Source organism: Thermosporothrix hazakensis (assembly GCF_003253565.1).
Taxonomy (GTDB): domain Bacteria; phylum Chloroflexota; class Ktedonobacteria; order Ktedonobacterales; family Ktedonobacteraceae; genus Thermosporothrix; species Thermosporothrix hazakensis.
On the sequence record NZ_QKUF01000022.1, the window covers coordinates 12,990 to 32,431 of the forward strand.

The 19,442-nt window shown below is 52.9% G+C and carries 21 protein-coding genes; 7 read left to right on the plus strand and 14 right to left on the minus strand.

Annotated features, from left to right (window positions below):
• Window positions 1-388: 388 nt before the first annotated feature.
• The 4 genes from EI42_RS22735 to EI42_RS22750 form a co-directional block, all read right to left on the minus strand.
• On the minus strand, window positions 389-1,219 hold the full coding sequence (locus EI42_RS22735; protein WP_111324941.1) for a hypothetical protein: 831 nt from the start codon (window positions 1,217-1,219) through the stop codon (window positions 389-391).
• Between the two features lie 201 nt (window positions 1,220-1,420).
• Window positions 1,421-2,395 carry a cysteine synthase A gene (gene cysK, locus EI42_RS22740; RefSeq protein WP_111324942.1) on the minus strand — a complete coding sequence of 325 codons (975 nt, stop codon included), beginning with the start codon at window positions 2,393-2,395 and terminating at the stop codon, window positions 1,421-1,423.
• 7 nt (window positions 2,396-2,402) lie between these two features.
• Window positions 2,403-2,807 (minus strand): response regulator transcription factor, encoded by a 405-nt coding sequence (locus tag EI42_RS22745; protein ID WP_111324943.1) that lies wholly within the window; start codon window positions 2,805-2,807, stop codon window positions 2,403-2,405.
• Between the two features lie 100 nt (window positions 2,808-2,907).
• On the minus strand, window positions 2,908-3,345 hold the full coding sequence (locus tag EI42_RS22750) for an RrF2 family transcriptional regulator (RefSeq protein ID WP_111324944.1): 438 nt from the start codon (window positions 3,343-3,345) through the stop codon (window positions 2,908-2,910).
• 303 nt (window positions 3,346-3,648) lie between these two features.
• Here EI42_RS22750 and EI42_RS22755 point away from each other — a divergent pair, with 303 nt between their 5' ends.
• A complete protein-coding gene (locus tag EI42_RS22755) occupies window positions 3,649-4,404 on the plus strand; it encodes a response regulator transcription factor (RefSeq protein WP_111324945.1) in 756 nt (251 codons plus the stop codon).
• 47 nt (window positions 4,405-4,451) lie between these two features.
• Entirely contained in the window at window positions 4,452-5,675 is a 1,224-nt protein-coding gene (locus EI42_RS22760) for a sensor histidine kinase (protein WP_170142833.1), read from the plus strand.
• A gap of 121 nt (window positions 5,676-5,796) precedes the next feature.
• Here the strand turns inward: EI42_RS22760 and EI42_RS22765 are convergent, their stop codons facing one another.
• The 7 genes from EI42_RS22765 to EI42_RS22795 form a co-directional block, all read right to left on the minus strand.
• Window positions 5,797-6,210 carry a MerR family transcriptional regulator gene (locus EI42_RS22765; protein WP_111324947.1) on the minus strand — a complete coding sequence of 138 codons (414 nt, stop codon included), beginning with the start codon at window positions 6,208-6,210 and terminating at the stop codon, window positions 5,797-5,799.
• A gap of 63 nt (window positions 6,211-6,273) precedes the next feature.
• Window positions 6,274-7,266, minus strand: a complete 993-nt coding sequence (locus EI42_RS22770) for a DnaJ C-terminal domain-containing protein (RefSeq protein WP_111324948.1) — start codon at window positions 7,264-7,266, stop codon at window positions 6,274-6,276.
• 36 nt (window positions 7,267-7,302) lie between these two features.
• Entirely contained in the window at window positions 7,303-7,899 is a 597-nt protein-coding gene (locus EI42_RS22775; protein ID WP_111324949.1) for a nucleotide exchange factor GrpE, read from the minus strand.
• 388 nt (window positions 7,900-8,287) lie between these two features.
• The gene (locus EI42_RS22780) at window positions 8,288-9,133 is read right to left on the minus strand and encodes a segregation and condensation protein A (RefSeq protein ID WP_111324950.1); all 846 of its coding nucleotides are present in this window, start codon (window positions 9,131-9,133) and stop codon (window positions 8,288-8,290) included.
• A 2-nt stretch (window positions 9,134-9,135) separates the two neighbouring features.
• On the minus strand, window positions 9,136-9,636 hold the full coding sequence (locus tag EI42_RS22785) for an HD-GYP domain-containing protein (protein WP_211326316.1): 501 nt from the start codon (window positions 9,634-9,636) through the stop codon (window positions 9,136-9,138).
• A 43-nt stretch (window positions 9,637-9,679) separates the two neighbouring features.
• Complete coding sequence (locus tag EI42_RS22790; protein WP_111324952.1) at window positions 9,680-10,462, minus strand: site-2 protease family protein; 783 nt, start codon at window positions 10,460-10,462, stop codon at window positions 9,680-9,682.
• An 18-nt stretch (window positions 10,463-10,480) separates the two neighbouring features.
• Window positions 10,481-11,404, minus strand: coding sequence for an MBL fold metallo-hydrolase (locus tag EI42_RS22795; protein WP_111324953.1), 924 nt, complete (start codon window positions 11,402-11,404; stop codon window positions 10,481-10,483).
• 367 nt (window positions 11,405-11,771) lie between these two features.
• Between EI42_RS22795 and EI42_RS22800 the strand changes: the two genes are divergently transcribed.
• Window positions 11,772-12,887, plus strand: a complete 1,116-nt coding sequence (locus EI42_RS22800; RefSeq protein WP_111324954.1) for an AZOBR_p60025 family cell surface glycopolymer formation protein — start codon at window positions 11,772-11,774, stop codon at window positions 12,885-12,887.
• A 50-nt stretch (window positions 12,888-12,937) separates the two neighbouring features.
• Here EI42_RS22800 and EI42_RS22805 read toward each other — a convergent pair whose 3' ends face one another.
• Both EI42_RS22805 and EI42_RS22810 read right to left on the minus strand, forming a co-directional pair.
• Complete coding sequence (locus EI42_RS22805) at window positions 12,938-13,480, minus strand: hypothetical protein (RefSeq protein WP_111324955.1); 543 nt, start codon at window positions 13,478-13,480, stop codon at window positions 12,938-12,940.
• On the minus strand, window positions 13,467-14,018 hold the full coding sequence (locus EI42_RS22810) for an RNA polymerase sigma factor (RefSeq protein WP_111324956.1): 552 nt from the start codon (window positions 14,016-14,018) through the stop codon (window positions 13,467-13,469). The genes EI42_RS22805 and EI42_RS22810 overlap by 14 nt, the downstream gene beginning before the upstream one ends.
• Before the next feature lie 130 nt (window positions 14,019-14,148).
• Between EI42_RS22810 and EI42_RS22815 the strand changes: the two genes are divergently transcribed.
• The gene (locus EI42_RS22815; RefSeq protein ID WP_170142834.1) at window positions 14,149-14,625 is read left to right on the plus strand and encodes a DinB family protein; all 477 of its coding nucleotides are present in this window, start codon (window positions 14,149-14,151) and stop codon (window positions 14,623-14,625) included.
• Between the two features lie 35 nt (window positions 14,626-14,660).
• On the opposite strand, the gene trmD is transcribed toward EI42_RS22815, so the two are convergent.
• Window positions 14,661-15,389 carry a tRNA (guanosine(37)-N1)-methyltransferase TrmD gene (trmD, locus tag EI42_RS22820; RefSeq protein ID WP_111324958.1) on the minus strand — a complete coding sequence of 243 codons (729 nt, stop codon included), beginning with the start codon at window positions 15,387-15,389 and terminating at the stop codon, window positions 14,661-14,663.
• A gap of 316 nt (window positions 15,390-15,705) precedes the next feature.
• Between trmD and EI42_RS22825 the strand changes: the two genes are divergently transcribed.
• The 3 genes from EI42_RS22825 to EI42_RS22835 all read left to right on the plus strand — a co-directional run bounded on the left by EI42_RS22825 (window position 15,706) and on the right by EI42_RS22835 (window position 19,146).
• Window positions 15,706-17,298 (plus strand): sensor histidine kinase, encoded by a 1,593-nt coding sequence (locus tag EI42_RS22825; protein ID WP_111324959.1) that lies wholly within the window; start codon window positions 15,706-15,708, stop codon window positions 17,296-17,298.
• Window positions 17,299-18,018, plus strand: a complete 720-nt coding sequence (locus EI42_RS22830) for a response regulator transcription factor (RefSeq protein ID WP_111324960.1) — start codon at window positions 17,299-17,301, stop codon at window positions 18,016-18,018.
• 141 nt (window positions 18,019-18,159) lie between these two features.
• The gene (locus EI42_RS22835; protein ID WP_111324961.1) at window positions 18,160-19,146 is read left to right on the plus strand and encodes a uroporphyrinogen decarboxylase family protein; all 987 of its coding nucleotides are present in this window, start codon (window positions 18,160-18,162) and stop codon (window positions 19,144-19,146) included.
• Window positions 19,147-19,442: the final 296 nt, after the last annotated feature.

Consider the following 19,442-nt stretch of genomic DNA (forward strand, 5'->3'; position numbering starts at 1 on the left):
CGAGTGCGGTACATATCGGGGAAGAGGCAGCCCCCTTCCAGACCCATGTTGTGAGCATGACGCGCTCATTGCACTCAACCATACACAAAGCCTCATACATTCAGGAAAAAACAACAAATACACGCGTGGGACAATAAACAGCAACAAATCCACATCACCGCCCCTTGTCCTGAAAGATCGCTGAAGGGTATCTTAACAGGGGAAGTGATGTGTTCACTTTGTTTTGTTATTGAGATCTAGCCTGCTCTCGCTTTTTCAGTTTAGGGATTCCCTTGAACATTCTGATAAATAGTATACTGACACTGGCAAGAGCCAATTATACTATTTTCTCCCTGTAAAGTCAATACTTTTACCGACTCTGGCACGAAAATTGCAGCGACCCACTCCACTACACAGGGATCGCTTTGCGCTCGGCTTCATGGAGCGCCTGCTCAATTTCCTCGCCGAGGTCGGGATTCCACTCTTTTCTGGCGCTTTGCCAGCGCTCCCGCAAGAGAGCAAGCAACAGACACTGATCCTCGGGGTCCAGGAGTCGTAGATCTATCATGGTTTCCTGTTTACCCGGATAGATAATCGTCAGGACCGAGCGATCAATACGCAAAGCGGCGCGATTATCCAGCTCATAGTGCAACGCCGCCCCGAGCTTCTGCGTAAATGATACCAGCCCAACCACCCCAATCACGATAAAAACGACAGAGACAATGCTAACCACCAGCCCGGCAATGCTCAGGAGGATCGTGCCTCCTGTCGCCAGTACCAGCAACATCGGGTCACTGAGCTTGAGCGTCCAGCCTATCAGCACCGCAGGCAGGAGACCGATCAGCGCCGCGACCGAGCACCAGAAAGCTGCGTTCAGACTCCAGAAGATACTGAGCAGGTTTTGAGGTGAGAGGTCCCGCGCCTCAAGAGTATGCTCATATAGCGTAAAGACACTCTTCCGATACCCGTTATGCAGCGCGAAGAGAAAGCGGGCAATCAAAATACAGCCGCCGAATCCGATAAAGGAGATTGCGCCTAACAGCCCGATCAGGGCATCCTGCCATTTCAAATACAGAGTGAAATGGTGGTCATACTTTCCCCAGAGCCATACACAGCCACACACAGCCAGCACAGCGCAGAGCAGCAAGCCCACCATCATCAGGAGGCTGAGCAAGGTTGTGCGCCTGTACGCCGTCTTTCCCAGACGAAAGGTATGCAATGCATTCGCAGGTTGTTCCATGTCTTCCCCTCATAACAACAGAAGCAGTATATGACTTCATCCTGATCTGTCAAGCCACAACGAGGAATAGGGTGAAAGAGAATCTTTATTGTACTGATCTCTTTCCGCCATTTCCCTCCTCTGTCTTAAAAACGATTTTCCACCTCTTCGGGTTGCAAAACCGCGCTCTTCTGCCGCAACAAAGGAAGCGATGCTCAATTCCTAGCGTTTCGTGCCCCCCTGCTGCCGCAACTTATGACGCAGATCCTCAAAAAGCACTGTCTGCAAATAACGCTCGGCTCCACTGGGAAAGACGGTCACAATCACCTTATCCTTATTCTCTTCTTTTTTCGCTTCTTGTAACGCAGCCCAGGCAACTGCGCCACTGCTCAGACCAACCGAGAGCCCCTCTTCTTTCATGATTGCAATAGCCGTACTGACCGCATCCTGATCCGTGACTTTGGTTACCCGATCGATCAGGTCAAGCCGCAGGGTATCGGGAATAAAGCCAGCGCCCAGGCCCTCAATGCGATTTGGACCGGGCCGCCCACCAGAAAGAACAGCACACGAGGCGGGCTCAACCGCCACAACCTCCAGTCCGGGATTGCGCTCACGTAGTCCCTCAGCAAGGCCGGTCAGGGTACCGCCGGTGCCCACACCAATCACGATCATATCAACCCGTCCGCCGGTATCCTCCCAGATCTCCACAGCGGTCGTCTCGCGATGAGCGCGAGGATTCGCCTGATTATAGAATTGTTGGGGATACCACACATTGGGTAAGGAGGTACGCAGCTCGATTACTTTATTGATCGCGCCGCGCATTCCTTGATTGGCCGGGGTCAGCATAATCTGTGCGTTAAAGCGTTGAAGCAGCATTCGCCGTTCAAGTGGTATCGTATCGGGCATGGTCAGAATACAGCGATAGCCACGCGCCGCTGCGATCCAGGCCAGCGAAATGCCCATATTGCCGCTTGTTGGCTCGACAATCGTGCTGCCGGGACGCAACTTCCCCTGTTCTTCAGCTTCGCGAATCATACTATAGGCAACGCGGTCTTTTGAGCTCCCGCCGGGACTATACATTTCCAGCTTGGCAAGAAGCGTTGCGGGGGTGCCACCCGCAGCAGCAGAGAAACGCTGCAACTCAATCAGGGGAGTTCGACCGATAAGCTCGGTGGCATTTTTTGCCCAGGAGGTCATAATAGAGCTACCCTTTCTTCTCTTCGGGCAGCAAGGCTCTGATCGTATTAATGAGTTCGTGCATATTAAAAGGTTTACGCAAGAAAAGCCCTGATTGCAGCCCCATACGATGCAGCTCCCAATCGTGGCTTCCCGTAATCACGATAATCGGTGTATGCCTGGTCTTGCTGTGTCCGCGTAATATCTTATACAACGATACTCCGTCCAGGTTTGGTAGGCCAACATCCAGCAAAATGAGGTTCGCGCCTAGATCCGGGAGCTGATCTTTGGCCGCCTGTCCATCCGCAAAGATATGCAAACGCCAATTTCCAAAACAGCCGAGCACGTCACTGAACATGTCGGCCAGCCGTGGATCATCCTCTACGATGGCGATCAATTTTCTGGTTTCAGCCACACCTGCTGTGTCAGCCACGTTCTACCATCCCCTTTAATCTGTTCAGGCCCTTCTCTTGATATCTGGCCTCATCGTGCTCTCGCATAGGTTTGGAATGTCAACTCACGATATCAGTTCATCATATATAGTACATTGTTTCCGTACTTCCTGCACGGTGTCGTTCAGCCAGTTCTTCAATGGTAGTTGAGTTGAGAATTTCCTGAGTCAAGGTATCAATTTTTCGCCACACTTCGCGCAAGGCACAACCAGGAGAGAGTTTACAAAAATCTGGATTTGGCAAACATTCCATCGGCGGAACATAGCCCTCTAGCGCTTGCATGACCTCAGCCATCGTGATCTGTCCGGGAGGTTTTGCCAGCATGTGCCCGCCTTTGGGACCTCTGATACTCTTCACCAGGCCCTCTTTGCGCAATACCATGAGTATCTGATCCAGATATTGCTCAGGTATATATTGCCTGCTTGCTATATCCGAACTCTCAATCGGCCCTTGCCCGTAGTACGCGGCCATATCAAGCATTGCTCGCAGGCCGTAATCTCCCTTCATCGTCAATTTCATCGGTGGGAACCTTTCGTTAGGGCAAAGTGACAGGTTTACTATACTTTTTTCCTAATGTTAGCATATCTCAGTAACGTACGCGTGTCAATGGGTTTACTGCCCCTCTTCCATGCTTGCCCAATTGCCCGGATTGATTAGATTCTGATGAGAATATTGGTATTTGCTTAAATCTTCTTGCGTCCACTCTACCATGCATCTATAATGAAAATGACATTCTAAGCACTTCCATACAGACACAGCGTATTTCATTTCTGCTATCGTTGTTTGGTTCTGCTACGATAGTTCCAAGGGAGAACGGAATCTATGCAACAGGGTCTTTCCCGGCAGGCAGGTCAGGACAACAAACCCCTTCTTAAAGTTCTTGTGGTCGATGATGAAGAGAACATCATTGAGTTCATTCGTCTGGGCCTCCGTTATGAGGGCTTTCAAGTTGAAGCTGCCACCGATGGGGAGCAGGGAATCTCAGCCGCGTTACGTACTAATCCCGATATTATTATTCTTGATGTGATGATGCCTCCCGGTATCGATGGCCTGGAGGTCTGTCGCCGCCTGCGCGCTAATCCAACGACTAAAGACATTCCTATCTTAATGTTGACAGCCAAAGATGATGTGCGCGATAAAATCGCAGGGTTACGTATCGGTGCCGATGATTACCTGACCAAGCCATTTGACTTTGATGAGCTTCTCGAACGCATCAAAGCCATCTTGCGCCGCCAGAATCGCGCAAAAGGCGGAGGTGCAGCCGAAGGGGAAAACGGCGAGATCTTGCAGTTTGAGGATCTCCGGATGAATACCGCCACCCGTGAGGTTACACGCGGAGGCCGCCTGATTGAACTGACCGCAACCGAGTACAACCTGCTTCATCTCTTTATGACACACCCTCGTCAGGTGCTGGATCGCCAGACCATTCTCAATCGTGTCTGGGGCTATGAGTTCCTGGGCGAAACCAATATCATTGAAGTCTATGTCCGCTACCTGCGTGAAAAGATTGAAGATTCACCCAGTTCACCAAGACTGATCCAGACCGTTCGTAGCGTCGGCTACGTATTAAAAGGGTAGTTCGTATTCGTTCCATGTTCATTTATCATCGGTGGAGTTCCGGTCACATGCCTGAACCACGCAACACACGTACAAAAGAACAGCCATCTTTACGCGCCGCTCATAGCAACGGAACTCATCCTTCCGTTCCTATGAGCACGCCTGCCTCGCTTTCACCTTCTTCCACAGAGAAGGACGAGGGAGCGCATGTTCGGCCTCATTCTTCCGTTCCTGCCTGGCTCCAACCTTTTTCCAGTCTGCGCGTGCAGCTCGCGACCATCTATAGCCTGCTCCTGCTCCTGGCAGTTGTCCTGGTCTATACACTGGCACAAACAAACACGCTCGTTACCGTCGTGGCTATCCTGATTATCACTCTGGGCGTTCTGGTACTGGCGTGGCTCAGCACCTTTCTGCTCTTGCGTCCTTTGAGCCGCATCACCGATACTGCTCAGGCAATTGCACTGGGAGATCTCAAGCAGCGGCAGCGGCTTCCCTTGCGCCGCCCTCCCCAGGATGAGATTGACCGATTGGCTGGCAGCCTGCATGAAATGGTCACACGCTTGGAACATGCCGAAGAGCTTCAGCATGCGGCTGAGGAGCGCTTTCGTCGCTTCTTTACCGATGCCTCCCATCAGTTACGCACCCCGCTAACCTCGATTCGCGGCTTTACGGAGGTCCTGCTGCGTGGCGCAAAAGATGATCCAGAAACGGCACAACGTATCCTCCATCTGATGAAGAATGAAAATGAGCGCATGACAAATCTGATCAACGATCTGCTGATGCTGGCCCGGCTCGATGGCCGCGGGACACAGAAAGTGCAGTTCCTTGATCTACGCGAACTGGCACAGGAAAGCATTGAGCAGGTTCGCATCCAGACAGACAAAAAGTGTACCATTTCCCTGCATGCGGCAGCAGAGACCCGCTTTGGTTTTAAAGGGAACAGAGAGCATCTTAAACAACTCTTCCTCGTTCTGCTTGATAATGCGGTCAAATATGGCTGCACAGAGAAAGCAGCCACCATTCTGCTCTCACTGGAACAACAGCAGAACCATACGGTTATTCAGATTATCGATCATGGCCCGGGCATTCCTGAGGATGAACTGACCCATATCTTCGATTCTTTCTATCGGGGCCAGCATCAGCGCATTGCTGGAACGGGCCTGGGACTGGCGATCGCGACCGCGATTGTCGAAGCCCATCATGGCACGATTACCGCCGAAAGCGAGATCGGGAAGGGAACCACCTTTACCGTCAAACTCCCTCTTCCCGAAGCCGTCATCCCTCCCCGCTGACCTGCTCTCCCTATCGTAAGACAAAAAAGAGGAGCGCGCAGCGTTTCCTCATCATGGACACACTCTGCATGCTCCCCTGTTTTTCCCGCTTCAAAAGCAAGGCTCACCACCATCCCTTGCTTTATTCGTCTTCGTACTTCTGCACAATCGGAGATGACGAAGACTCATTGCCGCGCTGCTGCTGTAGGCGCTCGATGATTTCCTTGAGACGGCGCACTTCTTGATCGTGCTGAGCACGAAGTTCCTCTATCTGCTTCTCAAGATCTTCCTGCATCTGCTCCATGCGGTCTTTCATATGCAGGATCGCCTCAACGCCTGCAAGGTTCACCCCGAGATCACGCATCAGCCTGCGAATATGGAGGACACGATCAATATCGCGGTCTGAATAGAGACGAGGACTATGCGGACTACTTCCCTTGCGTGCAGGCGAAATGAGGCCCAGTCGTTCGTAATGCCTCAGCGTCTGTTCGTGCACCTCTGCTTTTTGAGCCGCAACGCTGATAATATACCATGCGCCCTCATTTCTCTCTGGCATCGGTCACTCCTTTCGTTCGGGCAAGCAGCCACGAACCTCTGTTTCGTTTCGCCGCGCCTACGTTCACACCTCAACACCTCGGCTTCGAGCTAGCTGCTGGAACAGCCCACGCTCTTCCTCTGACAGCCGCATGGGCAGCACAACTCTGACCCGCGCATAGAGATTGCCATGTCCCTCGCCACGCAAGCGAGGCATACCCTTGCCTGCCAGTCGGAAGGTACTATGATTCTGTGTCTCAGGTGGAATGGTCAGCAATAGCTTTCTGCCATCTGGTGTTATCACCTGTGCCTCACCGCCAAGCATCGCGTTCACCAGTGGAACCTCTACATCTGTATAGAGATCATCACCCTTGCGCTCAAACTTCGGATCTGGTTTGATACTCACGATAAAGATCAGATCGCCACGCGGCCCGCCGCCTAATCCCGGCTGGCCCTCGCCCGCGATACGGATCTTCGAGCCGTTATCAACTCCCGCGGGAATCTTGACCTGAATCCGCTTGGTGTGTGCCAGCGATCCCTGACCACTGCACCGGCTGCATTCACGCGTTCCGGTAATGCCGGTGCCTCGACAGATCGGACAGACCTCTGTTGATTGGATGCTAAAGGTACGCGACGCTCCAGTATATGCCTCCTGTAACGAGACCTCAACGGACTGCTCTATGTTATCACCCGCCCGCCGCCGAAAATCGTTTCGGACAGTGGTGCGTCCTCCACTCATGCCAGCCTGGCGACCGAAAAGCGCCTCAAAGAAGTCGGAGAAGCCGGGACCGGACGGATCAAAGTCAAAAGGCGAACGATATGCGCTCCGACCGGCACCAAAACCGCCGAACTGTTCCTGCCAGTTTGGCCCGAGCGTATCATACTTGCGCCTTTTTGCCGGGTCAGAGAGCACTTCATATGCCTCGTTGATCTCTTTGAATTTCTCCTCCGCTTTTCTGTCGCCAGGGTTCACATCTGGATGATACTTCCGCGCCATCTTCCGAAACGCTTTTTTGATATCATCCGTGCTGGCTCCGCGCGTCACTCCGAGTATTTTGTAATAGTCTTTGTACTCCATATCCCGACCTCGCTCTATAGCAGCGTTCTCGCTCCGCTACTGGTTGTTCTGCGACTCAGAGGCATTCTCGTTATTTGTGATGGCCTTACTTACCTTGACGCTGGCAGGTCGCAGGGTCTCGCTCCCGAGTGTATAGCCTGCACGCACCACTTCAAGAATTTTGTCCGGCTCATCGTTCGTCTCAACCGCCTCGAAAGCCTCGTGAATATATGGGTTAAACTTCTCACCAATAGCGGCGGGCACCGGATTCACGCCCTCTTTTCGCAACACCTCATTCATCTGCCAGTGCAACATGCGTAGGGTTTGCTGAAGTTGCTGCTTGTCCATCGTCTCCTGAAAGCGCAGCGCCCGCTCTACATTGTCCATAACATCGAGCAACTGCTGAAAGAGCGCCTTCTTCTGGTGGAGCACACGGCCAGCAACATCACGCTCCATGCGTTTGCGGATATTATCAACATCAGCGCGTTCGCGTACAAACCGGTTCCAGTTTTCCTCAGCCGTCTTGCGAGCTTGCTCAAGCTGTGCCTCTAGCTCGGCAATGCGGGCCTCGGCTGCATTCGTCTGCTCGGCTGACTGCTGATTGTCGTTTCCCGTCGGCTGCTGATTGTTCATCGTCTCTTGCGTATTGTCCATCGCTCTATTCTCTCTCCTGCTTCGATCGTTTCACAAAACAATCTATTTCTATACATTCGCTTTTAGAGAAACAGAAGCAAGACATCACCTGGCTGGTGATGTGTCCTCTTCCGCTCTTTGCTTCAGATAAAGGGCATGCGGTTGTACAAAACAGTCATGCAAAAGCCACAGAGTGCTGACTGGTGTAATGAAGGAAAAGACGCTGAAAATGGTTGTTTTCCTACCGATTTAGTCTCTTCTTAGTATAATCTTTGAGTCACTTACTGTCAAACCTTTTGCGTGAGACCAGCACAGCCTGCACCGCGTCGTATGGCCTTCCCTGACATACTGAAACACGGTACCGGAAATCTCAAGCGGGAGTGACTTTCTTCCTAAACCAGGAGCAGGCTCAATCTTCGATCTGGTCCTGTTCCTGTGCATTCCAACGGGCCCCGCGCGACAGGAGAATCGGGCCCAGAAGCTCTTCTTGCGTGACCTCGACACGCTGCCACTTCCACATTTCCAGCACCGCAATAAACGTCACTACAATCACAAAACGCGACTGTTCCCCCGCCAGCACCTCGGCCAGCGAAACGGGCTCACGCTCACGCAAATACTCTGTAATCACCGCGATCCGCTCGCTTACCCGGACGCGCGCCACAGGGAGAAGCTGATCTCCCTGCGCCTCATCCCGTGCTTGCAGCTCTAAGATGCGCTGAAAGGCGCGAGCCAGAGCTTGCACTTCCAGTCCGGTCAATGTGGGCGGCGTCCAGGCAAGCTGTGCCTCGATGCCCGCAAGTAAGCCAGAACGAGCATAGGTCTGCAATCCCTCATCTTCGCGCTGCTTCAAGAGCTGTGCAATATCTTTCACCACCTTGTATTCAAGCAGATGTTGTTGCAACTCTTCGGCCATTGCAGCCGCTTCACTCGTTTCTGCATGTTCCGCTTCACGTGGAGTTTGCGGCAAGAGGCTTTGTGATTTGATAAACAGGAGCCGAGCAGCGATTGACACAAAGGCCGCCATATTCGCCAGGGGAAGTTTCTCTTCTTCCCAGCGAGCGAGGTATTCCATATACTGATCAGTGACGGCGACCAGCGAAATAGTGGTGATTTCCATCTGGCGTTTCTCGATCAGGTGAAGCAGCAGGTCAAGTGGCCCCTCAAAAATCGGCAGATGGACCACATACCGCGCCTGCTCACGTGCCGATTGAGCCTCTTGAAGCTCCTGCACCTCTTCCCCGATCTGATCGGCCATGATCAGGATACCTCATCAACCAGATGCAGTTCATGGGCTGGACCATGATCCTGATGGTGAGTCCGAATGTAGAGCACGGAACGCGCCGAGAGTCCAGCCCGAGCGGCCAGTTCAGCGCCTACATCGGCATGCCACCAGGCATAGCTTAAAGAGCGTTGCCAGCCCGGCGCCTGCTGCCTTTCAAACTCAGCAGGATGGATCGCGACCTTGCGCAGGAGTCCGGGCGCGAAGAGCTTACCGAGCACAATCACAGGGCGTGTCCAGAATGGAACCCGTCCTTCGGCTTTGCCCACGTCATGGAGCAACGCAGCAGCCAGCATATCCAGATCCTGGCACCCGCGGGCTTGCAGACCATGATAGACCCGCAGGCTATGCCGCTGGTCGGCGCTTGACATCGTTAAAAAGAGGCGTTGAGCGGCGGGAGGTAACAGACGCGCTACCTCCGCATATTCTTCGTTGGTCAGAGGTTTCACAAATCCCAGTTGTTGTTTCACCTGTCCCAAACGATACAGTATTTTTTCCAGAAACATAGAACCATCCAGCTACCTAATAAAGATAGAGAGCCGAAACATCAATACCAGATATCAGTGACAGGATGGCCCACGCACCCAGTACAATATACTTGTCCAGCCAGGCGAACGCCCCCAACCCGATCAGGCCGAAAAAGAAGGGGACAAGAAAGAAGATTGCCAGAACAGTATACATGCCATAACGTTCGGCCCAATTCGCATAGCGTTTCGCCTGCTGAACCGGCAACAGGCCGTACAGCACCTTGTAGCCATCCAGGGGTGGCAGCGGAATAATATTGAAAATCGCCAACCCAACGTTAACAGTAGCAAAGACGGCCAGAAGTTGCAAGCAACGCGTGACTACAATACTACCCACGGTGATGCCTTGAAATACTCCTGCCCCATCCAGGATGGGCGTTAACAGGCGTAAGACAAGCGCAACCACTATCCCGATAATCAGATTTGCCAGGGGGCCAGCACAGGCAACCATGATCGTGCCGCGATCTGCCCCCCCACGCAATTTCCAGGGATCGGTACGCACTGGTTTCCCCCATCCCAGGGCCACCCCGGCGAAGGGATGCAGCCCGGCAAAGAGCGCCACTGCGTACGACGTCGTTTGAAAAGCCATGAACAGACACATCAACAGCCCGAGCGGATCAATGTGCGCAGGAATACGCAGCGTTTTGCGCCCTTGCGATCGCGGAGTTGGATCACCAAGCCACGAGGCCACCACCGCGTGACTCCATTCATGCAGGGCTATCGCGACCAGAAACGAGCCAATCAGCATCAGGGCCAGTATCACATTCAACTTTATCATCATGGCCGGTACAGTCCTTTTCTATGCTAACAGGTCTATCTCCATTCCTTCTCGTGCAGAACGAGTATGGGCAAAAAGCGCCTGGGCCTCCGCTTCCATCGCATCCAACTGGTCGTCATCGTAGGTGGGTTCGTGATGGAAAAGAATCAGTTCTTTCACCCGGGCCGCACAGGCAGCTTCCGTCGCCATCTCTATTGTACTATGTCCGAACCCATGTTTGAGCTCCCGATAATCGGCTTCAGTATATTGCGCATCATGAATCAGAAGATCCGCACCCTCGATAAACTCAAGAAAATCGGGGTCACACCCTTTGCACCACTCCACGTCGGTCGCGTACACTACCCGTACCCCGGCATATTCTATCCGATAAAATGCGGCTCCATTCTGGGGGTGAGAGCGCGTAAATTTGGTCACCACTCGTAGCTCGGTATCCTGCTCTTTCACTGCTCCGGTACGGGTATGCCATTTGCCATTCATGCGCGGCTCCGCCTGACAGCTATCCCAGACAATACACTGATCATCGGAAATGGTATGGAATATGCGATGAGAGGGAAGCTGGCGAACATCTACCGGGAAGTAGGGAGGAGACATGAGCGGGACAAGAATTTGCTCGATGCTGCGTCCAGCCAACCGCGGTCCAAAAAGGTGAATGTTGGTGCGCATATCAAAAAGAGGAGCAAAAAAGGGGAACCCTACCAGATGATCACCATGTGCATGCGTGAGAAACAGCGAGAGGTGAACTGTTTCCTGCCCTTTCATCCGCCGCATCAGCTCATCTCCCAGGCGGATAATGCCACTGCCCGCATCAAGGATCAAGGTATGTGAGCCCGCCTGCACCTCAACACAGGACGTGTTTCCACCATATCGTAGCGTGTGCTTGCCGGGAGTCGGATAGCTCCCTCGCACCCCCCAGAACCGTACCAAAAAGCGTTGTTTTTCAGTCATGTCTCGCTCCTACGCGAATCTGCCATCGTATTATAACGTGAAGGATATCTGTTGAAAAGCTGCTATACATATTTCTTTCCCGGCACTCCTTACTTCTGTGAACACTGCACCATCTCACTTGATCGCTCCTGCGCTCTATTATACGCCCACTCTTGTTTCAATGGAGTGACCTCCTCCACAAACTCCCCTTCTCCCCTCACACCGGGTTGGCAACCCTCACCCTATCTTCCTCCTTCAAGAGGAAAACGTCAACTGTTCCGACTCCAGATTAGATGCTTCTTCATGCCCACTTCTGCTACTTCTCCCGACCCTCACTCGTTTCAGCTAATGGATAAAGTCTTTGAAGAAAGGGTTATCGCTAGCACCTATGAGCAGCGCATTCACAGCATCTATTTCTCAGTTCTTTTCTGGCGAGAGGAAAAAACAGCATTTCTTGCTTCGCCCATCGGTCATTGTCGGGCTTCTCTATATCCTGTTCTTTCTCTTTATGGCCCGCTTTCATGGCTTTTCGATCCTCTCCTATGTGCATCTGGGCCGCGTTTCGCATACCCCCAATACGCACACAGCAGGATACGACGGTCAGTTCTTCTATTACATCGCTCAGGACCCGCTCCACGCCGCCTGGAGAATGGATAATGCCCCCTATCGCTATCAGCGTATTCTCTATCCGATGCTGGTCTATCTCCTGAGCCTGGGCGGTATGACAGCCTTGATTCCCTGGGTGCTTCTGCTGGTGAACTTCTTCTCGATCGTGCTCGCGACCGAGTTTGTTGCCCGTCTGCTCTGCAAGCATCAGCTTTCTCCCTGGTTTAGCCTGCCCATCGGGCTCTACTATGGACAGACAACGGCCTTTGTATTTGACACGACTGAGCCCATCGCCTATTTCTTTGTCTGCCTGGGCTTTCTGCTGCTTGCCAACAAAAAGACACTGCTTGCGGCAATTGCAATGGGGTTGGGGTGCCTGTGTCGCGAAACTGCGATTCTCTTCCCGCTGGGTTACGTTGCGATTCTGGTCCTGAATCGCGAGTGGCGCAATGCCTTCATCTTCGGACTGATCTCACTGGTTCCACTGCCAGTCTGGTATCTCTGCTTGCAATTTATCTTTGGTTCGACCGGGCTCGGCTACGCACCTTCTTTTGAGCCGATCCCTTTTCAAGGTCTCTTTGTCTTTCAGGGAAATAGCCGCTTCCTCCCGCTGTTGATCCTGATGTTTGTGCCAACAGTGCTCAACATCCTCTACATTCTGATTGAGGTCAGACACAACCGCTGGAAGACCGCTACGTGGATTTCCTGGCTGCTCAATCTCTTACTGGTGATCTTTATGTCCCGGCTCTCCTATGTTGAGCTGGTCTCGGCAGGCCGTCTCTCGACGGGGCTTGTCATTGCAATGGTCTTCCATGCCTGGTATACCAGGAATAACTGGCTTCTGTGGATGGCGATGCTCTATACGCTGACATTCCCCATTTACATTTATTTCCTCTAGCGTCAGAAAAAATGAAGGGAGAGCATTGAGTGCTCTCCCTTTTTTGTTTTTCAGGGCAGCGGTGGAATCTGCGGCGTTAAGTTGATCGTTGGTAATGGTGTGGGCACCGTGGGTGTCGAGTTGATCGTTGGCGTTGGTATAGGCCTCTGGGGTGTGGCCTGTATGGTTGGTGTCGGCAATGCAGACGTGGGAGGGATCGCTGTTGGTGTCGGCGTCACAATGGGGGTGACAGGGCTCGCGCTCCCGTTGTTTCGCGTCATCATACCAAGCACCAGCGTTAGACTCCCAAGCATCAGCACAATGACAGCAACAAGCGCCAGGCGAAACCAGAGTGTACGCAGTGAATGCGCCGGGGGGGTGATCTTCTCATGCCTTCGCTTCAGGTGAACAGGCTCCATTGCAAGCCGCTGTTCTTGAGCGAGCTGAACGCGTTTCCAGGCTCGATCCAGCACCTGTTGTCGCTGCGCGGCCTCATAGTGCTGCCGAAGATGCTGTACCAGACGGCCATCACGCTGCTCAACACCCTGTGCCAGCAATTCATCTATCTGCTCATCAATGCATTCAGGGCTGAAGAATTCATCATGTGGTTCCACGGCTGCTACCTCCTCCGTCATAGGTATGATAATTGCGGCGCAAAAGGTTCATCATGCGCGAGAGCGTAGAGCGAATGCTGCCTTCGCGCTTGCCTATCCGCTCTGCGATTTGAGCACAGCGCAAATTTTCGCCAAAACGCAGCGCAAGCACTTTCTGTTGCTCAGGACTAAGCTCTTGAATAAGTCGAAGTAACAGTTCCTGTTCCTCCTGTTTCAGGCTCAGCGTTTCTGGACTTACTCCATCGGTCCGCTCATCGGCGAAAGTATCGGAATGCAGAGAGAAGCGGCGCGAACGGCGATACAGATCCACCGCCTTATTGCGAGCGACTCGCCAGAGCCATGCCTGTTGCTGCTGCACTGTCAATGTCGAAAAAGAGGTATATTCCATCGCAGCCACAAAGACGTCAGTAAGAATGTCTTCTGCGTCCTCTAAAGAAGCGCCGTACCGCCTGATGTAGTCCAGCAGTTTCGGGGCATATATTTGATATAACTGTGCCAGTTCTGCGCGATGCAGCACTTCGACCGGTCGTTGTTGCATCCCTGCTGCCTCCACGTCTCTTTGATCGTTCTCTTTATATATCGTGAGTCAATGCAAAATGCTGCATCTTTTCTCCTTGAAAAGGCTAGACCACTGGCATATACTGAAGAACAAGGAGAAAAAAATAGATATGGATTCTAGAAGCATTCTCTATCCCACGATCAAGCGGAACACTGGCGTCATCCTGCAACAAACCGACACACTGAAGAATGAGGACAGTTTTCTCCAGCCTCCCGTCAGGGGGAACTGTATGAACTGGATTCTCGGTCACATTCTCTGTTTCCGAGAAAGGATGCTCTTCATTCTGGGTAACACACAACTGGCCCTTCCAGAGACCACGCGCACACTCTATACACGCGATTCTGAACCGATTACCCGCTATGACCCCCAGCTTCCTACCCTTGAACAGCTGCTTTCAGAGCTCAAGCGGGCACAAGCCCTGCTCAAAGAGAGCCTGCAAGCTGCAACACCAGAACTTCTGACACAGGAAGTCAATGGGGATACTGTGCTCAGTCTTCTGCATCAGATGGTCTGGCACGAAACCTACCATGTAGGCCAGCTTGAGTTGCTGCGTCAGCTCGCAGGAACCAATGATAAGGTGATCTAGCATGTTCGGGAAGGCCCGCCAATGCGGGCGCTTCCTCAGCCCTGTTCCTCCGCGTCAAGCTCTTTCAGCAACTTCTGATCCTGTTTGCTGCTCAGGTCCAGCCGGGCAAAGAGATCCGGTCGGCGTTGTCTGGTTCTGCGCAGCGCCTCTTTTTTGCGCCAGCGTGCGATGTTCTCATGATGGCCCGAAAGAAGAATATCAGGAACGCGCCAGCCACGAAATTCGGGGGGGCGGGTATAATGGGGATATTCCAGCATCTGGCTGCTATGCGACTCTTCCTGTGCTGAGCCTTCGGTCAGAACACCTGGAATCAAACGTGCCACCGCATCAACCACCACCATCGCCGCCAGCTCACCCCCGGTTAACACATAGTCACCAATCGAAATCTCATCCGTTACCAGATGCTCAATGACACGCTCATCGACGCCCTCATAGTGGCCACATAAGAATGTCAGGCGCTCCTCCTGCGCCAGTTCCTGCGCGATCTGTTGATTGAACACGCGCCCCTGAGGCGTCAGATAAATGATCGGCCCGCCCTGATACACCGCCTCAATAGCCCGGAAAATCGGTTCGGGCTTCATGACCATACCAGCCCCGCCGCCATAGGGATAGTCATCGACCACATGATGCTTATCCGTTGTTGCGTCACGAATATTATGCAGCGCGATGCTCAACAGAGCCCGCTCCTGTGCCCGCTTTAAGATGCTCTCGGTAAATGGGCCTTGAAACATGCCCGGAAAGAGCGTAAAAATATCGATATGCATACACTTTTCTCTCACTTCCTCGCCTCAGTATCGCTTCAAAAGTATAGCAACTTGCCTTAGCCGCGTCTATCCTTTCTACCATTTTCCCTGAAAAGCCGTATAGCTTGTAGCATACGGCCCTCTGTGCTAAAATAGCAGTCAAAAGATAGAATTGCTAGCATACCGAGCTACTTATTGCAAACGAGTCATGTCGCACAAGCAAAGAGGACCTTCACCCTGCCACTGAACAGTTCAGGTGCAGCAGATACCTCTCTTTCTTTCTGTGTAGAGGTATGCTACACTGACAGCGGTAATTTTCTGCGAGCGGAGCCCATACATGTCCTGGATACAGACAGTTGATAACCTGCAAGATCAAATGACCATTCTGATTGGCAGCGCAATCCGTCTTCTCTGTGGCGAAGTCGGTGTCTTTGTCATTTCCAATGAGGCATTCGATCCCCGCAGTGGAACAGAATATGTTCTGTATCGTCTGGAAGAAAGCGCGCTGGCCCCTCTCCTCTCGTTCGTACAGGAGAGCCTGCAACCGACCTCGCGGCATCCTTTGATTATTGAGATGACCGAGCCAGAGTTTACGCAACAGTTGCGTGTGGGTCTGCCAGCAGATGTACATGAGCTTCCAGCAGAACTAGAATGCTGCTCGCTTGCGGTCACTGACCAGCATGGCCCGATTGGTGTGCTCCACTTTCTGCGCCCGGTTGGACAGCGTTCCTGTCTGGAACAGACAACCGATACGGAGGCAGGAGAGAGAAGCCCGATCTTCCTCTTTATCGCACAGCTCGCCGCCTCCCTGCGCTTTGCACTTCAGGCGCAGTCGTTGGTGAAAGAACAGGATCGCCTGGCAGCCATCTTTCATCACAGTACAGAAGGGCTTCTAACCGTTGATAACGCCCTGCGCATCATCGACTTTAACCCGGCAATGGAGCGCCTGACGGGCTGGCACGAGAGTGAGGTGCTCGGGCAGTTCTACTTTACGGTTTTACGTCCGCGTGATCGCCAGGGAAATGAACTGGGACTTCAGGATTCGCCTATTCTCCAATGCTTTGCCGGTCAACCACTGGTTAACCGTGATATGATTATTACAACCCGTGATGGGCAATCGGTTGACGTTCGGGTTACAGCCTCCTGTGTCCGCTCGCCGCGAGGTGAACCAGTGAGCGGTATACTGACTGTCCACGATATCAGTCGAGAACGGGAGCAAGAAGAGCAGCGCTCAACCTTTATTTCGGTCATTTCACATGAACTGCAAACCCCCATCGCGATTATCAAGGGGTATGCTTCAACCCTGGCCCGCGCCGGCTCACGGCTCAAGCCCGACGTCGTGCGTTCCCGGCTCTATGCAATCGAGGATGAGGCAGATCGCCTGAATAAGCTTGTTGGAAATCTCTTGTATGCGTCACGTATTCAAGCCCAGGGGCTTCAGATGGATGTGGCCCCCCTTCAACTGGAACCACTCATCCACCGTGTTATCAGGCGCTTGCAGGTGAAATACCCGGACCTTGATATCGCGCTGGACATTTCCCCGGATCTGCCAACCGTAATGGCAGACCGGGATCGAATCGAAGAGGTCTTGCAAAATTTGCTGGATAATGCGATAAAATATTCTCCAGATAAGCCTGCAATCACTATTGCAGCTCGTGCAACAAGTAATGATGTGATCGTCAGTGTCCGAGATGCCGGGATGGGCATCTCCTTGCGTGACCAGGAACAGATTTTTCAGCGTTTTCGGCGTCTAGGAGATCCTCTGGCACAGTCTACACCGGGTGCAGGTCTGGGGCTCTACATCTGTCGTGCCATCGTCGAGGCGCATGGGGGCCGCATCTGGGTAGATAGCGCGCTTCGCCAGGGTTCAACGTTCTCATTCAGTTTGCCACGTGAAGAGCAAGCTCATTTACCAATGGTGGTGTTTTAAATGGAGATGGAAGCTTTCGACCAACGTGATATGACTATCCTGATCGTGGACGATGAGCCGCGTATCCGCGATTTTGTGCGTATGAATCTAGAGCTAGAGCAATACCGGGTGATCGAAGCAGCCAATGGATTGGAAGCCCTGGAACAGCTACGCGAAAATCTCCCCGATCTGGTAGTGCTTGATGTGATGATGCCGGAGATGGATGGCTTCGAGACACTCAAAGCCATTCGGGAGGTCTCCACTGTCCCGGTTGTGATGCTGACGGTTCGCCAGAGTGAGCAGGACAAAATCCGTGGCCTGGACCTGGGGGCAGACGACTATATCGCCAAGCCCTTCAGCCCACCAGAACTCCTCTCGCGTATTCGTGCTCTGCTGCGCCGCTCACTGATGGCTCCTCCCGCTCGTAAGACGGAAATTGTCGTTGACAAAGACCTGAAGATCGACTTCTCGCGCCGAGAGGTCATTGTGCGCGGCAAAAAGGTTATCTTACGCCCTACTGAATACCGTCTCCTCTACCATCTTGTGAACAACGCCGGTCGTCTCCTGACCCACGAAACGTTGCTCTCAAAGGTCTGGGGGCGCGAGTATCGGGATGAGGCCCACTATCTGCGCCTCTATATCACCTACCTCCGGCAAAAACTCGAAGAAGACCCTGCCCACCCAAAATATATTCTGACCGAGCGGGGCCTGGGCTATCGCTTCAAAGAACTGGATAACTGAACTTCTTGCTTATGAGTAGATACACATCGAACTGTGGCCTTCTCCAGGAGCCGTTTCTTCTCCACAACGGAGCAAGGTGTACCTGCCAACGCTTACGGAACGCTTTTTCAAGCACAACTCAAGGTCAGGAAAGGACAACGCATGGACAAAAAACAACGTGTTGAAGCGGCATTACAGGGCCTCCCTGTTGATCGAGTTCCAGTGAGCATGTGGAGCCGCGATTATCGGCGCGAATGGAGCGCTCAGGCCCTGGTTGAAGCCACACTGGAAAGCTACAGCCGCTACGATTGGGATTATGTTCGACTGACGCCACGCGCTTGCTATCATGCCGAAGGCTGGAAGGCCCGCTATCGCCCGGCAGATAATGGCGCTACGCCGCCTATTCTGGAAAGCACTCCTATCAGCAGAGCCTCCGACTGGAAACGCCTGCGCCCGCTAGAACCGGATCAGGGGGCGTTTGGTGAGCAATTGCTTGCGCTCCAATTGATGAACCACTCGCTTGGTTTTGAAGCCTATTTTGTGGAGACCCTTTTCAATCCCTTGAGCGTTGCACGCTACATTGCAGGCAGCGTCGAGAACGTCCTGCACACCATCCATGAGGATCGCACCGCCATGCATACGGCCCTCCGGGTGATTACCGAGACGCTGACCAGCTTTGCAATTGCCTGTCTGGAAGAGGGCGCACACGGTATCTTCTACTCTACGAATGGGTGGGCGAACGCACCCCTTCTCAGCGAAGACCAGTACCGGGAATTTGGCGAACAGTATGACCTTGAGCTGCTGGACGCCATTAAGAGCCGCAGCAAATTGACCATTCTCCACAACTGCGGACCACAGATGCACTTCGATCTCCTGGCAGCCTATCCGGTGCATGCCATTAACTGGGCAATTGAGCAAGAAGGGAACCCCGATCTCCTGGACGGGATGCGTCGTTCAGGCAAGGCCGTAATGGGAGGCCTGAATACCGATCTCCTTCGCACCAGCACCTCGCCACAACAGATACAGGAGAACGTTGCAGAGATACTGGAAAAGACCGGCACACAGCATCTCTTGCTGGCTCCCGGCTGTACCCTCGCGCCAGACACGCCAACTCGGAATATAGAGGCAGTGCGTCGCATGTTGGCTTGACACTGCCAGACGCTTTGGTTATACTCGCACATATTTCTCGCCAGGACAGAGAGTATACCTGTTCTGGTGGTAATACAAATAATGATTTCTTTACAACTCGCCTGCTTGCTTGTATAGTATGGGCGTGTGGAATCACGTTTCTCTTCCTCTGCCCATGATGGCTAATAACAGGGCAGAGGAGAAAGAAAATGTTGTATAGTATAGTCGATATAGAGATGTGTAGGCAACGCAACGCGCCACGAAGACTCAACAGAAATGACGTGTTGCCGCTCGCACATCCTCTCCTTTTGGGGAGT

Bases quoted from the DNA above. Each gene is read 5' to 3' on its own strand.
- EI42_RS22825 (WP_111324959.1), top strand. From the start codon at position 15,706: ATGTCCTGGATACAGACAGTTGATAACCTGCAAGATCAAATGACCATT.
- EI42_RS22800 (WP_111324954.1), top strand. From the start codon at position 11,772: ATGAGCAGCGCATTCACAGCATCTATTTCTCAGTTCTTTTCTGGCGAG.
- EI42_RS22815 (WP_170142834.1), top strand. From the start codon at position 14,149: ATGGATTCTAGAAGCATTCTCTATCCCACGATCAAGCGGAACACTGGC.
- EI42_RS22780 (WP_111324950.1), bottom strand. From the start codon at position 9,133: ATGGCCGATCAGATCGGGGAAGAGGTGCAGGAGCTTCAAGAGGCTCAA.
- EI42_RS22795 (WP_111324953.1), bottom strand. From the start codon at position 11,404: ATGACTGAAAAACAACGCTTTTTGGTACGGTTCTGGGGGGTGCGAGGG.
- EI42_RS22835 (WP_111324961.1), top strand. From the start codon at position 18,160: ATGGACAAAAAACAACGTGTTGAAGCGGCATTACAGGGCCTCCCTGTT.
- EI42_RS22735 (WP_111324941.1), bottom strand. From the start codon at position 1,219: ATGGAACAACCTGCGAATGCATTGCATACCTTTCGTCTGGGAAAGACG.
- EI42_RS22760 (WP_170142833.1), top strand. From the start codon at position 4,452: ATGCCTGAACCACGCAACACACGTACAAAAGAACAGCCATCTTTACGC.
- EI42_RS22765 (WP_111324947.1), bottom strand. From the start codon at position 6,210: ATGCCAGAGAGAAATGAGGGCGCATGGTATATTATCAGCGTTGCGGCT.
- EI42_RS22775 (WP_111324949.1), bottom strand. From the start codon at position 7,899: ATGGACAATACGCAAGAGACGATGAACAATCAGCAGCCGACGGGAAAC.
- EI42_RS22810 (WP_111324956.1), bottom strand. From the start codon at position 14,018: ATGCAACAACGACCGGTCGAAGTGCTGCATCGCGCAGAACTGGCACAG.
- EI42_RS22790 (WP_111324952.1), bottom strand. From the start codon at position 10,462: ATGATGATAAAGTTGAATGTGATACTGGCCCTGATGCTGATTGGCTCG.
- EI42_RS22770 (WP_111324948.1), bottom strand. From the start codon at position 7,266: ATGGAGTACAAAGACTATTACAAAATACTCGGAGTGACGCGCGGAGCC.
- EI42_RS22750 (WP_111324944.1), bottom strand. From the start codon at position 3,345: ATGAAATTGACGATGAAGGGAGATTACGGCCTGCGAGCAATGCTTGAT.
- trmD (WP_111324958.1), bottom strand. From the start codon at position 15,389: ATGCATATCGATATTTTTACGCTCTTTCCGGGCATGTTTCAAGGCCCA.
- cysK (WP_111324942.1), bottom strand. From the start codon at position 2,395: ATGACCTCCTGGGCAAAAAATGCCACCGAGCTTATCGGTCGAACTCCC.
- EI42_RS22755 (WP_111324945.1), top strand. From the start codon at position 3,649: ATGCAACAGGGTCTTTCCCGGCAGGCAGGTCAGGACAACAAACCCCTT.
- EI42_RS22830 (WP_111324960.1), top strand. From the start codon at position 17,299: ATGGAGATGGAAGCTTTCGACCAACGTGATATGACTATCCTGATCGTG.